General features: G+C 71.7%; 13 protein-coding genes. 6 read left to right on the forward strand and 7 right to left on the reverse strand.

Annotation, left to right across the window (positions count from 1 at the left end; genetic code table 11):
* Positions 1-10: 10 nt before the first annotated feature.
* Positions 11-1087 carry an ABC transporter substrate-binding protein gene (locus Ari01nite_RS24690; RefSeq protein WP_203784468.1) on the reverse strand — a complete coding sequence of 359 codons (1077 nt, stop codon included), beginning with the start codon at positions 1085-1087 and terminating at the stop codon, positions 11-13.
* Positions 1088-1355: 268 nt separating this feature from the next.
* Between Ari01nite_RS24690 and Ari01nite_RS24695 the strand changes: the two genes are divergently transcribed.
* From Ari01nite_RS24695 to Ari01nite_RS24705, 3 genes are all read left to right on the forward strand, one after another.
* Positions 1356-2402, forward strand: a complete 1047-nt coding sequence (locus Ari01nite_RS24695; RefSeq protein ID WP_203784469.1) for a LacI family DNA-binding transcriptional regulator — start codon at positions 1356-1358, stop codon at positions 2400-2402.
* Positions 2403-2533: 131 nt separating this feature from the next.
* A complete protein-coding gene (locus Ari01nite_RS24700) occupies positions 2534-3775 on the forward strand; it encodes a PucR family transcriptional regulator (RefSeq protein WP_203784470.1) in 1242 nt (413 codons plus the stop codon).
* On the forward strand, positions 3772-4284 hold the full coding sequence (locus Ari01nite_RS24705) for an MFS transporter (RefSeq protein WP_203784472.1): 513 nt from the start codon (positions 3772-3774) through the stop codon (positions 4282-4284). Before Ari01nite_RS24700 ends, Ari01nite_RS24705 begins: the two co-directional genes overlap by 4 nt.
* A gap of 12 nt (positions 4285-4296) precedes the next feature.
* Here Ari01nite_RS24705 and Ari01nite_RS24710 read toward each other — a convergent pair whose 3' ends face one another.
* A complete protein-coding gene (locus tag Ari01nite_RS24710; protein ID WP_203784474.1) occupies positions 4297-6000 on the reverse strand; it encodes a helix-turn-helix domain-containing protein in 1704 nt (567 codons plus the stop codon).
* Positions 6001-6089: 89 nt separating this feature from the next.
* Here Ari01nite_RS24710 and Ari01nite_RS24715 point away from each other — a divergent pair, with 89 nt between their 5' ends.
* On the forward strand, positions 6090-7298 hold the full coding sequence (locus Ari01nite_RS24715) for an FAD binding domain-containing protein (protein WP_203784476.1): 1209 nt from the start codon (positions 6090-6092) through the stop codon (positions 7296-7298).
* A 335-nt stretch (positions 7299-7633) separates the two neighbouring features.
* The gene (locus Ari01nite_RS24720; RefSeq protein ID WP_203784478.1) at positions 7634-8398 is read left to right on the forward strand and encodes an SCO4651 family lipoprotein; all 765 of its coding nucleotides are present in this window, start codon (positions 7634-7636) and stop codon (positions 8396-8398) included.
* 129 nt (positions 8399-8527) lie between these two features.
* Here the strand turns inward: Ari01nite_RS24720 and Ari01nite_RS24725 are convergent, their stop codons facing one another.
* The 5 genes from Ari01nite_RS24725 to Ari01nite_RS24745 all read right to left on the reverse strand — a co-directional run bounded on the left by Ari01nite_RS24725 (position 8528) and on the right by Ari01nite_RS24745 (position 11938).
* Positions 8528-8797, reverse strand: a complete 270-nt coding sequence (locus Ari01nite_RS24725; RefSeq protein WP_203784480.1) for a hypothetical protein — start codon at positions 8795-8797, stop codon at positions 8528-8530.
* A gap of 3 nt (positions 8798-8800) precedes the next feature.
* Complete coding sequence (locus Ari01nite_RS24730; protein WP_239162994.1) at positions 8801-9676, reverse strand: endonuclease/exonuclease/phosphatase family protein; 876 nt, start codon at positions 9674-9676, stop codon at positions 8801-8803.
* Positions 9677-9763: 87 nt separating this feature from the next.
* Complete coding sequence (locus Ari01nite_RS50015; RefSeq protein WP_239162995.1) at positions 9764-10264, reverse strand: hypothetical protein; 501 nt, start codon at positions 10262-10264, stop codon at positions 9764-9766.
* A gap of 209 nt (positions 10265-10473) precedes the next feature.
* On the reverse strand, positions 10474-11496 hold the full coding sequence (locus Ari01nite_RS24740) for a Ppx/GppA family phosphatase (protein WP_203784484.1): 1023 nt from the start codon (positions 11494-11496) through the stop codon (positions 10474-10476).
* Positions 11497-11527: 31 nt separating this feature from the next.
* On the reverse strand, positions 11528-11938 hold the full coding sequence (locus Ari01nite_RS24745) for an STAS domain-containing protein (protein ID WP_203784486.1): 411 nt from the start codon (positions 11936-11938) through the stop codon (positions 11528-11530).
* Between the two features lie 129 nt (positions 11939-12067).
* Between Ari01nite_RS24745 and Ari01nite_RS24750 the strand changes: the two genes are divergently transcribed.
* Positions 12068-12214 (forward strand): hypothetical protein, encoded by a 147-nt coding sequence (locus Ari01nite_RS24750; RefSeq protein WP_203784488.1) that lies wholly within the window; start codon positions 12068-12070, stop codon positions 12212-12214.
* Positions 12215-12231 lie beyond the last annotated feature (17 nt).

Genomic DNA, 12231 nt, shown 5'->3' on the forward strand with positions numbered 1-12231 from the left:
CAGCTCCTCGTCAGGACTTCGGCAGGATGGTGAAGTGCGGGTCCGCGACGTCCTTCTCGACGTAGCCGGCCTCCTTCATGAGGTTGAACAGCTTGGTCTCGCTGTCCACCCAGGCCTGGTCGAGGAAGGTGGTGTCGACGAACCAGTCGTACTTGTTGGTCAGCCAGTCCCGGATGAACGCCTTGTCCTTGTCCGACTCGGCCGCGAAGTCCTCGGGGTACGCCTCGATGATCTTGTCGCGGTTCGCCTTCCACTCCTGCACGCCGCGGTCCCACAGCTTGATCAGGAACGCCGCCTCCTCCGGGTTCTTGTCGACCCAGGCCTTCCGGGCGACGAACACGTTGTTCTGCGGGTGGGTCAGCACGGTCGGCTCGGTGGAGAACTTCTCGGCGTAGATCTGCGAGACCGACTTCGAGTCGTAGAGCGGCTTGACCGCGCCGCTGGACAGCTGCGGGATCGAGAAGTCCGGCAGCAGCAGGCCGGCGTCGGCGTCGCCGCGCTCGATCAGGCCGGCGGCGTTCTGCGGGTCGGTCACCACGAGCTCGTAGTCGCCGCCGCCCGCGCGCAGGTCGAGGTTGCACCACTTGCGGGCGAAGACGCCCCACATGATGGTGATCGAGACCGCGCTGTGCGTCACGATCTTCTTGCCCTTGAGCTGGCAGATGTCGGTGGCGGTGCTGTTCTTGCCGACGCCCAGGATGCTGCGGTCGGAGTTGAACTTGCCGAAGATCGTGGTCTTCTCGCCGGTCTGCTTCTCCAGTTCCGGTACCTCGTACGAGGCGGCGGAGACGACGTCCGCGTGGCCGCCGGCGTAGACCCCGAACTCGTCCCAGGAGGACGACGTGAGGATCTGGATCTTCGCGGCCTCCTCCAGCTCCTGCTTGATGCCCTGCGACTCCATCCACTTCCAGACCGGGTCCGGGGCCATGACCATGTTGACGATGCCGTTGGCGTCCTTGGCCTCGGCGTTCTCGCCGCCCGAGGCGCCCGGACGGGCCCCGCAGCCGGAGGCGGCCACCAGGGCAAGCGCGCTGGTGGCGGCTACGAAGCGCCAGCGTCGCGAACGGAGGATGCGTGATGCATTCATGTATTTGCCTCTCACGAGTCGTTCAGCACGTCGCCGTAGGGGAGTCGGAGTGAATCCGAGAGGAAAGAAGTCGAACTTGTTTCGGGTCTGTGACGCCCGACCCTGCCTCAGGGCAAGTTTGCAAGTCAAGCATTCTTGCGAAGTTTATGCATTCGGCGGATCGCCACGAGCCGCCCGTCGACCGGTAAAAGTGCCGCGTAGGCACGTTGACAGTCGCATGTGCACGCCCTACCGTGGCGGTGCATAATTTATGCAGTCGGGAGGGTTCATGACTGAGATCGAACGCCGGCGCGGCCCGGCCCGCGGCGCGACCAGTTCGACCGTGGCGCAGGCGGCCGGAGTCGCCCAGTCGACCGTGTCCCGGGCGTTCCGCGGCGACCCCCGGGTCCGCGAGGACACCCGCCGGCTGATCTTCGAGACCGCCGAGCGGCTCGGTTATCACCCCTCCTGGACCCCGCCGGCACCGGCGCAGGCGCGGCCGCGTACGAGATCGATCGGGGTTGTTGCCTCTGATCTCACGAACCCCTTCTTTCCGGCCCTGCTCAACCCGGTGCACGACGAGTTGCAGCTGATGGGCTATCGGTTCGTCCTGTTCGCCGAGCGCACCGACCTGCCGACCGGGCAGGAGGCCCTGCTCAGCCTGCTCAACCAGGCGATCGACGGGGTCCTGGTCACCACCGCCACGCTCGACTCGCACCTGGGTGCGGCGCTGGCCGGGCGGGACCTGCCGATCGTGCTGCTCAACCGGTACATCGACGGGATGGACGTGGACCGGGTGACCGCCGACAACCACCACGGCGGCCGCACCGCCGTCAAGCACCTGCTCGACCTGGGCCACCGCCGGATCGGGGTGGTCCGCGGCCCGGCCAACACGTCGACCAGCCGCGACCGGCACGCCGGGGTGACCGAGGGATTCGCCGAGGCCGGCGTCGCACTGGACGAGCGACTGGTCCGCGAGGGGCCGTTCTCGCACCAGTCCGGTTACCAGAACGCCCGAGAACTGCTCCGGCTCCCCGACCCGCCGACCGCGCTGCTGTGCGGCAACGACGTGATCGCGTTCGGCGCCATCGACGCCGCCAAGTCGCTCGGCCTGGACGTGCCCGGTGACGTCTCGGTGCTCGGTTTCGACGACGTGCCGATGGCCTCCTGGGAGGTCTTCCAGCTGACCACGGTCCGTCAGCCGCTCGCCGAGATGGCCCGGGCCGCGGCCCGGCTGCTGGTCGAGCGGATCGAGCACGAGGGCGACATCGGCGCCGGCCGGGAGCGGCTGTTCGCCACCAGCCTGGTGCAGCGGTCGACGACCCGCCGGCTCTGATCCCATCTGTGTCACAAGGCACAGCCTCACCGGGGCCCGGAGGCGCCACCATGTGTGGCCAACCATTCTTGGGGTGACAGTGTGGTGACCCGCACATCGGCGCCGGCCCGGCGCGACGGCACCGTGGTTCCATGACGCCTGCCGTACTCCAGCGCGGGGCCCTGCCCCGCTGGGCCCGCGAGGCCTCCGACGACGTTGACCTGGTGGCCCTGACCGACCGGGTGGTCGAGGCCGACCTCGCGGCCGCCTTCGAGGCCCAGCGCGACAACGACGAGTTCGTTGCCCGGCTGCGGGCCAGCGTGGTGGAAAACCTGGAGGCGCTGCGGCAGGTCATCTCCGGGCGGGCGCGGATTGCCGAGGTACGCCTGACCGAGCCGTTCGCGCTCGCGGTGTTGCAGGCCCGGCTCCGGCTGCCGCAGACCGCCCTGCAACGGTCCTACCGGGTGGGCTTCCAGACCATGTGGCAGGAGTGGAGCGACCAGCTCGTCGAGCGGGCCGACCGGGACGACGTGCCGCGCCGGGAGAGCCTCGAGGCGTTGCGCGCGATGACCACGCTGCTGCTGGCCTACCAGCACCAGGTGGCCTCGCAGGTGGCCGACAGCTTCGCCCGGGCCGACGACGCGCTGAGCCGCTCCCGGGAACACGTCCGGGCCGGCCTGGTGCAGCACCTGCTGCGCGCGGACTCCACCCCGTTGCCGCCGTCCGACCTGGTACTTCTCGACTACCCGCTGGACGCCAGCCACGTCACCGTGCTGCTGCCCGGCACCGGCGAGGGCGCGGCCCGGCAGCTGCTCAACACGCTGCGCGAGACCTGCCACATCCGGGACACCCTGGTGCACCCGGCCGACCTGACCGGCACGCTGGTCTGGCTGGCCCAGCCGCGCCAGGCCGGCTGGCACGCCGCCAAGGTGGGCGCGCTGGCCGAGTGCCTGCGCGCCCTCGGCGTGGAGGCGTCGGTGAGCGAGCCGCACGTCGGCGTGCAGGGCGTCCGGGCCGGGTTCCGGCAGGTCACCGACGTGCAACAGGTCCGCGCGGCGTGGGGCCCGGCGGGCAGCCCCGGGGTGCTCGGCTACCCGGACGTGAGCCTCGAGATCCTGCTGATGTCCGACCCCGAGCGGGCCCGGTCGTTCGTCCGCACCGAGTTGGGCGAGCTGGGCGCCGACGACGAGGTGGCGGCCCGGCTGCGCGAAACCGTCGAGGCGTCGCACCGGTTCGGCAGCCACGTGACCACCGCGGCCCACCTGCACCTGCACGAGCACACCGTGCGCAACCGGCTGCAGAAGGCCGCCGAACTGCTCGGCCGCCCGCTCACCGAGCGGCGGACCGAGTTGCAGGTCGCGCTGCGCCTGGCCCGCCTCCTGATGGCGGCGTGAGCCGGTCACTCCTGCTGTCGTCCTGGGCCACCACGCTGCTGGTCGACATCTGGTCGTTCGGGCCGGCTGCCGCGGCGGTGATCGGCTCCGGCGTGCTCGGCCTGTCGATGGTGAGCCGGCCGCTGGGCGGCTACTTCGTGGCGCGGTGGCCGCGGCACAGCCGGGCGGTCTGGGTCGTCGCGCTGGTCGCCTGCGCGGCGGCGACCGCGGCCCTGTCCCGGCCCAGCACGCCGGTGGTCGCGGTGCTCGCCGTGCTGGTGCTGGGCATGTTCAGCGGCCTGCCGTTCGCCAGCGTGGTCGGCGCCGGCCAGTCCCGGCAGCCGCGGCGCCCGGCGGCCGCCGTCGGCGTCCTGAACACCGCGGCGTTCGGCCTGGTGGTCGCGGCCACGCCGGTGGTGGGCTGGGCTGCCGATCACGGGTACGCCTCGGCGACCCTGCTCGGGGTGGCGCTGCTCTGGCTGGCGCCGCTGGCCGCCCTGCCGCGCGCGTTCCGTCCTCAGCCCGCCTGACCCCAGCCCGCCTCATCCTGGCCCGGTCAGGGCGTCGGCCACGTCGTCCGCGCTGAGCGCGACCTGGAGTTCGGCCAGCACCCGCACCTGCCCGGTGGAGACCCCGAGCAACTGCTCGGCCTTGCGGATGCGCAGATTGACGGTGTTCGGGTGCACGAAGAGGGCCGCTGCCGTGGCGGCCGTGTTCAGATCATTGGTCACGTATGCCCGCAGCGTGCGCTCCAGATGAGTGCCGCGCGCCGCGTCATACCCGCGAACCGGGGCCAGCGTCTCGGCGGCGAACCGGCGCAACTCGGAAACATCTTCCAACTGCAAGAGCAGGCCATGTACGCCGAGCGACTCGAAGCTGGCGACGGCCCCGGTCTGCCCGCGCAGCCGGGCGATGGTCGCCGCGCCCCGGCCCCGCCGGTACGCCGAGGGATAGTCGGCCAGGGCCGTGCACAGCGGCGACACCGCGACGGCGGTCTCCGGCCCCACCCCGATCCGGCGCAACTGGCTGTGCAACGAGGCGGCCCGCTCGACGGCCTCGGCGGAGTCCGCGGCCGGCCACAGCAGCACCACGTCGTCGGCGATCGCACCGACGAGCGCCCGAGGCTGTGCGGTGGCGGCCACCGACCGCGCGACGGACAGCACCCGGGCAGCCCCGGACCGCTCGCCCCCGGCGACCACGATCACGGCGTGCGGCCGGGTCAGGTCGAGCCCGAGCCGCGCGGCCCGCTCGGCGGCCGTGACCAGCCCCGCCGGGCTGCCGACGAGCAGGTCGGTGACCACCTCACCGGACAGCCGCCACTCGACCTCGAGGGCGGTCCGGGCCCGCAGCACCTCGAGCGCACAGACGGTGGCGGCGTGCTCCAGCGCCCGGACGTCGATGGCCGCCAGCGGCGCCGGCCCCCGCGGCACCCAGATCCGAGCCACGGTCTCGTTCCCCAGCACGACGGGGGTGGGCCGCCCTTCGTCTGCCATGTCGCTGTCGTCGCGGCGGACCGCCGCCAGTTCGATGCCGGACGGCTCCTCGGTCACCACCACCGACGTGCCCAGAAGATCTGAAAGCGCGGCCGCCACCCCGGCGACCCCGCCGCCGCGCAGGGCGACGCGGGTGAACTGCTCGTGGATCTCCTCGCCGCGGCGCAGCGCCGTGTTCGCGGTGCGCAGGTCGGCGATCGTGGCGGCCTCCCGATCGCGCAGCCGGGTGGTCTCGATCGCGATGCCGGCCTGGTCGGCCAGCAGGGTGAGCAGTTCCTGCTCGTGCGGGCCGAACTCGTGCGGGGTCCGGGTGTAGCAGTTCAGCGTGCCGACCGGGGCGCCCGACGAGAACACCGGCACCGAGATCATCGAACGGTAGCCCTGCTGCCGCGCCACCCCGCCCCAGGGCAGGAAGGCCGCGTCGGCGAGGGTGTCGAAGACCTGCACCGACGTACCGGTCAGGAAGGCCCGGCTGGACGGCGCCATCGGCTCCTCGTCCGGGTCGAGCATGACCGGATGGTCGGCGTTGACCTGCTCGATGTAGTGCGGCGACAGGCCGTGCGCGCCGGTGATGACCAGGTTGCGGCGGTCCGCGTCGACCAGCAGCACGGCGCAGAAGTCGAACCCGAACAGCCGGGACGCCGTCTCCGAGACCAGGTCCAGCACCTCGGACAGCGAGACCGGCCGGTTGAGCGCGGTCGCGATGGTCGCGACGGCCTCCAGCCACGGCCTGAGCTGAACGGTCGTTTGCATCGGCTGACTGTGCCACGACAACTGAGTCCGCGCTACGGCTGTGTGGCGACACATGTTGCGCCGACCGGCCGGAGGCCAAAGTAGGCGCCATGAGCGACCAGGATCTGTCCGCATCCGGCCGTGGCCGCGCGATCGTCGTCGGCGGTTCGTTCGCCGGGCTCACCGCCGCCCTCCTGCTGCGCGAACAGGGCTTCGACGTCGACGTCTTCGAACGTACCCCGCAGCACCTGAACGGCCGCGGCGGCGGCATCGTGCTGCAGCCCGACACGGTCCGCTGGATCACCGAGCGCCCACACCCGTTCGGCGTCGACGACGTCAGCATCGGCTCGTCGGTCATGCGCTACCTAGGCGAAAACAACAAGATCGTGTACGAGGAGCCGGCCGCGTGGCGGTTCAGCTCGTGGACCACGATGTACCGCGTCCTGCTCGACGACTTCGGCACCGACCGGTACCACCTGGGCGAGTACGCGGTCGGTGTCAGCCAGGACGACGACCGGGCCGAGGTCCGCTTCACCAGCGGCCGGGCCGAACGCGCCGAGTTGGTGGTCTTCGCCGACGGCATCACCTCGGTCGGCCGGCGCCGCCTGCAGCCCCGGGTCCAGCCCCGCTACGCCGGCTACATCGGCTGGCGCGGCACGGTTCCGGAGCGGGCCGTCTCGCCGGAGACCGCCGACCTGATCCACGACGCCCTGGCGTACGCGGTCATGGAAAACTCGCACATCTGCATGTACGCCATCCCCGGCGCCGACGAAAGCCTGGCCCGAGGCGACCAGCAGCTCAACTACGTCTGGTACCGCAACGTGGCGGAGGGCCCCGAACTCGACGAGATGGTGACCGACCTGCGCGGCTTCACCGCACCGGTCTCGGTCCACCCCGGCCAGGTGCAGCAGCGCTTCGTCGACCGGATGCGCACCGAGGCGGCCGAGCAGCTGCCACCCGCCGCGGCCGAGCTGATCGAGCGCACGGCCGAGCCGTACATCCAAATCGTCCTCGACATCGCGGTCCGCAACATGGCCTTCGGCCGGGTGGCCCTGATCGGCGACGCCGCCTTCGCGGCCCGCCCACACGCCGCCGCCGGCACGGCCAAGGCAGCGGCCGACGCCTGGTCGCTGGCCGAGGCGCTGGCCGCCGAAACCGACATCCCGACCGCGCTGGCCGCCTGGGAGCCGCCCCGGCTGGCCCTCGGCAACGACCTGCTGAGCCGGGTGGCGCAGATGGGCGCGCGCTCCCAGTTCACCAACACCTGGGACCCGGCGGACCCGGAGCTCCACTTCGGCTTGTACGGCCCGGACCGCTGATCCACGTTTCCTGATCACCGCGACGGCGCGGCTCCGCGCGGCAGATCCACAAGATCGGGAACGGGCAGGCCGGTATGCCGTCTCATGGGGACCGTGCTGCGTAGCCGGCGTCACGGGCCGCGACCCTTCGGATACGGCCTGGTCGCGCGGTGAGTTGACGCCAAGACGTTATGGATCTGGGTGGGGAACTCTCGCGGGCCGGGATCGCCGAGGTCGGGGTCGGTAAGCGCTCGGGGAAAAGCCCACAATGGGGTCTGCGGGCGATCAACCGATGCCGCTACAGTGGCCCACTTTGGCGCCTCCGGGTGGGGGCGCGCGTTACGGGGAGGGCCTTGATGAGCACGCGGATGATGCGTGGTGGCGCGGCGTTGGTGCTGGCCGCGGCGCTGGCGATGAGCGGTTGCGCGAACAACGGGACGTCCGGCGGCGACACCGGCGGCACTGGCACGGCCGCCGGCGACGCCAAGCCGGCCGACACGCCCAAGGACGCCACGGCGGCGCTGGTGGGCGCGGCCAAGAGGCTGCAGGAGGACTCCTTCAAGACCGCCATCAAGATCGGTGACGACGGCACGATGACCGGCGTGATGGACCCGAAGACCAAGGTCGGCGAGTTCACCATGGTGGGCGCCGCGGACGGCACCGAGTTCAAGACCGAGATGCGGATGGTCGACGGCACCACCTACATGCGGATCACCATGCCGGGCACCGACATCCCGGGCATGGACGGCAAGACCTGGCGCAAGCTGGACGCCAAGGGCGGCCCGGGCACGCTCGGCAACTTCGACGCCACCGACACCGCCAAGACGCTGGAGTCGGCCACCGACGTCAAGTGGGCCGGCGACAACGCGGTGACCGGCACCATCGACCTGGACAAGGCCGGCGAGCAGCTGGGCATGGGCGCCGCGGACCTCAAGAAGATCACCACCAAGTCCATCCCGTTCGAGGCGGGCTTCGACAGCGAGGGCCGGCTCGTCCGGTACGCGCTGACCATGCCGGCGGTCGGCTCCGAGGCGGCCACCAAGATGGAGATGACCTACTCGGACTTCGGTCTGCCGGTCAAGGTGGCGGCCCCGCCCGCCGCCGAGATCGCCAAGGGCTGAGCCCGGCTGCCCCGGGAGGCCGGTGCCTCCCGGGGATCGGGGTCGGGCGGTCAGCCACCACGACCCAGGCGCCGTCGGCCCGGTCGAGCGGGACGGAGAACTCGGTGGTGCGGCCGGCCGACGTCTCGATCACGTCGGCCACCTTCGGCGCGCGGCGACCCAGTCGTAGAGCTTGCCCATGCTGCTCGAGCCGGCCAGGTCGGTGAAGCCGCCGGTGAACCACACGTTGACGTCGCCGGGCTCGTTGGCGGCGTCGGCGAGCCGGCCGGTGCGGTTCCACTCCGCGGTGGACAGCCCGCCGATCGAGAGGAGCGTGGCGTGGCCGGTCGGCGCGGCCACGTCCAGGCCCGCCGCGCGCATCGAGTCGAAGGCGACCGCCGGATCGCCGTCGCGCGGCAAACCTCACGGAAGGCGCAGCCGAACCTGTACCGGTAGATGGTCGCTCGGGTACTGGCTGCCGCGCCGGTAGGTGTTCGTCAGCGTGGCCCTCGCGGTGACACCCTCGCTGGCCAGCACCCAGTCGATGCGTGGTCCGTTCGCCACCAGCGCCTGGTAGTTGTGATAGGTGCCGTACGCCGGCCCGCGCACCCCGGCAGTGTTCCAGGTGTCGGCCAGCCCGGACTGGCCGGCCAGCAGCGTGTGGACGTAGCTGCTCGACCCCGCCGGGCTGTTGAAGTCTCCGGTCAGGACGATCGGCAGCACCGGGGTGAGCGCGGCCAGCCGGGAGCGGATGAGCTGGGCGGCGCGCTGGCGGGCGTATTCGCTGACGTTGTCCAGGTGGGTGTTGACGGCGTAGAACTGGCGGCCGGTCGCACGGTGGAGGAAACGCACCCAGGTGACCATCCGGATCGAGCCGCCGCCCCAGGTGTTCGAGCCGGGGACCGCGGGGGTGTCGGAGAGCCAATAATGCCCGTACGTCTGTGCTTCCAGTCGCGTGGTGTCGTAGAAGACGGCCATGAACTCGCCCCGGATGCCGCCCTCCCGGCCGGCGCCGATGTAGTCGTACCCGGAACCCAGGTCGCCCTCGATGTCGCGCAACTGGGCCAGCAGGCCCTCCTGGGTGCCGATCAGGTCGGGCCGCTCGGTGGTCAGCAGGGTGCGCATGGCCGGCCGGCGCTGCGTCCACGAGTTCGGCGTGCTGTTGCTCGCGTACCGCAGATTGAAGGTCATCACGTCCAGGTCGCCGGCCTGTGCGGCACCGGCGAGAGCGTCCATGGCGGAGCCGGCGGCGGCGGCCGGTGACGGGGTGCCGGCCACGACGAGCGCCGCAGCAAACATCAGAGCACAACCAGATAGACGTACGCGAATGGGCATGCCGCGAAGTTAGGGCGCCCAGATGGCCGTACGTTTACCGCGGCCGGAAAACTAGGTCGCGCGGTGCAGATCCTCGCGCGGCACCCGCAGGTTGACCACGCCCGGTTCGCCCTCGACGGTGTCGCGGAGCTGGTCGCCGCCCGCGTAGACGTCGTTGGACAGCAGGCCGGTGCCGTCGATCCGCAGGTAGCCGGTGACCATCAGGTCCTCGGCCACGCCGGCGACGACGTCGGGGCGTACGTCGGTGCCGGGCATCTGGACGGCGGTCACGGTGCCCGCCTCCTGGCCGGCGGGGTCGACGACGGTCATCCCCACGGTGACCGTGGCGATGGGCAGCGGTTCGGTCGGCGTCTGTGGTTGCATGCGGGGCAGAATGCCCGCCCGGGCCGCCGGAAAACCTGATCCGCCCACCGGGCCGGGCCGGTGGGCCGTGCGCTGGGCCGCCGCCGGGGAGTGTGCGGCGGCCGCGCGTTCGTGGCGCAGCCGGGCCGGGCGGGCGATCCGAGCCCGCGCGCCGGCGGTGATCTCCCGGGCGGCCGCCACCAAGCGCACGCGACGTCTCGAGCCCAGACGCCGCCGTGGGTGGCGGCAGCGGATCGGGCGGCTGCGGCATCATGTGCATGGTCGCCGGGCGGCGGTGGACGGGAATAGGGCACAGCGCGAACATCGGACGTCCGTTTGTGCGGTCAGCGAAACCGCATGCCGGCCCACGGGCCGTTCCGGGTGCCGCTCTGGCTGGCGACGGGCCCCGGCCGTCTATCTCACCTACGGCCGGCGGCGGAGCCGTTTCGCCGCCCGTCGGTGAGCGTGGGCGCCGCCAGCGACGTCGGCAGCCAGCGCACCCAGGGTGCGAGGGCGGGCTCACGCTGGTCGGTTTCCAGACGCCGCAGGAGTACGCCCTCGCGCAGGCCCCACGGACACACGCGGACCCGGTCGATCCCCAAACCCCGCATGAGCTCGTACGCGACGATCGCGCCGGCCAGGCTCTGCCGGGCCCGGTGCTTGGACACTCCGGGGTGCCGGGCCCGGTGTGCGGACGGCATCGCCGCGAACCGCTCGATCCACGGGCGCAACGCGGCCCGCCGGAGTTCCCGCTCGACGAACGGCCCGTGCCGCAGCGGCGCCGCCCCGGTGAGACGGGCCAGCTGGCGCAGCACCGACGAGGTGGCCACCGCGGTCCGGGTCGCATCCCAGTCGGCGTGCGCGGTGATCCGCCGGACCTCCCGGCGGACGTGCCGGTGCAGTTCGGCGACGGCCCGGCGCGGCGGCGGGTCGCCGTCGCCCAGGAACTGCCGGGTCAGCCGGCCGGCACCGAGCGGCAGCGACATCGCCGACTCGGGCAGCCGGTCCGGTCCGAAGGCCACCTCGAGGGTGCCGCCGCCGATGTCGAGCAGCAGCATCGGACCCGCCTGCCAGCCCATCCACCGGCGGGCCGCGAGGAACGTCAGCTCCGCGTCCTCGACGCCGGACAGGGTGCCGAGGCGGATTCCGGTGGTGAGCTCGACCGCGTCCAGGACCGCTTCGCGGTTCGGCGCATCCCGGACCGCGGCGGTCGCGTACGCGCAGAGCAGTTCGGCGCCGATCCGGCTGATCTCGTTGCCGGCGTCGGCGACCGCGGTGACGATGCGGCGCAGGCCCTCGGCCACGATCGTCCCGTCCGGCCGCAGCGTCTCGGCCAGCATCGTGCGCCGCTTCCAGGTGTCCGCGGCCAGCATGTCGGTGCCGCCGTCGGAGACGAGCAGGTTGACGCTGGTGGAGCCCACATCGAGCACGGCGAGGCGCATCGGAGTCGGCTACCCCCAAATTCGACCGGTCTCACCTGCGGATCAGCCTCTCCGGATCGAGGATGTCCAGCACCTGCGCGGCGAGACCGTGCACTCCCCGGAGCTCGAAGTCGCGACCCAGGAGGGCCGCCAAGCTTTGTGCCTCCACGATCGTACGGGCGGCCGCCGATCCGAAGTAGGTGACGTCGCGGAGGTCGCAGCGCACCGGCCGGTGCCCGGACAGTGCCCGCCACAGGGCGAACGCCACGAACGGCGCGGTGTGGTGGTCGATGTCGCCGGCCAGTGCGACCTCGGTCCGGGGGCACTCCTCGCAGTGGCGTTGATCGATGGTGAGAACGGCGACGCCGCGATCCTGGACGACCACGGTGGCGCCCTCGTCCAGGAGCACGCCGGCATCCTCGGGCAGGCTGAGCCACACCCGGTGCCACAGTTGATCGATCATGGGAAGCGCCCGTCGTCGCTGTCAGCAGGACGGGCACACTGCTTGACCCGGCCCGACCGTAACCAACCGCGAGCAACGGGACCAGCACGAACAGGTGACGTCGTTCATTTTGCGGGTATTACGGCATCCATGACGGATCCGAAGGACGATCTCGAACGCGACACCGGCGCCGCGCCCGAGGAGGACGACGACGCCGGCGGCGATCTCAGCTACGACGAGGTGCATGTGCCCGACGAGGACCCGGGCAAGCCCGCGCAGGTCGAGCCGCCCGACTGACGGGCCTCAACTGGCCG

Origin of the sequence: Paractinoplanes rishiriensis (assembly GCF_016862375.1) — a bacterium.
GTDB classification, from domain to species: Bacteria; Actinomycetota; Actinomycetes; order Mycobacteriales; family Micromonosporaceae; genus Actinoplanes; species Actinoplanes rishiriensis.

Excerpts from the sequence above, each read along its gene's own strand:
- Ari01nite_RS24720 (WP_203784478.1), top strand. The coding sequence starts at position 7,634 with ATGAGCACGCGGATGATGCGTGGTGGCGCGGCGTTGGTGCTGGCCGCG.
- Ari01nite_RS24690 (WP_203784468.1), bottom strand. The coding sequence starts at position 1,087 with ATGAATGCATCACGCATCCTCCGTTCGCGACGCTGGCGCTTCGTAGCC.
- Ari01nite_RS24750 (WP_203784488.1), top strand. The coding sequence starts at position 12,068 with ATGACGGATCCGAAGGACGATCTCGAACGCGACACCGGCGCCGCGCCC.
- Ari01nite_RS24715 (WP_203784476.1), top strand. The coding sequence starts at position 6,090 with ATGAGCGACCAGGATCTGTCCGCATCCGGCCGTGGCCGCGCGATCGTC.
- Ari01nite_RS24700 (WP_203784470.1), top strand. The coding sequence starts at position 2,534 with ATGACGCCTGCCGTACTCCAGCGCGGGGCCCTGCCCCGCTGGGCCCGC.
- Ari01nite_RS24740 (WP_203784484.1), bottom strand. The coding sequence starts at position 11,496 with ATGCGCCTCGCCGTGCTCGATGTGGGCTCCACCAGCGTCAACCTGCTC.
- Ari01nite_RS24710 (WP_203784474.1), bottom strand. The coding sequence starts at position 6,000 with ATGCAAACGACCGTTCAGCTCAGGCCGTGGCTGGAGGCCGTCGCGACC.
- Ari01nite_RS24695 (WP_203784469.1), top strand. The coding sequence starts at position 1,356 with ATGACTGAGATCGAACGCCGGCGCGGCCCGGCCCGCGGCGCGACCAGT.
- Ari01nite_RS24730 (WP_239162994.1), bottom strand. The coding sequence starts at position 9,676 with ATGTTTGCTGCGGCGCTCGTCGTGGCCGGCACCCCGTCACCGGCCGCC.
- Ari01nite_RS24745 (WP_203784486.1), bottom strand. The coding sequence starts at position 11,938 with ATGATCGATCAACTGTGGCACCGGGTGTGGCTCAGCCTGCCCGAGGAT.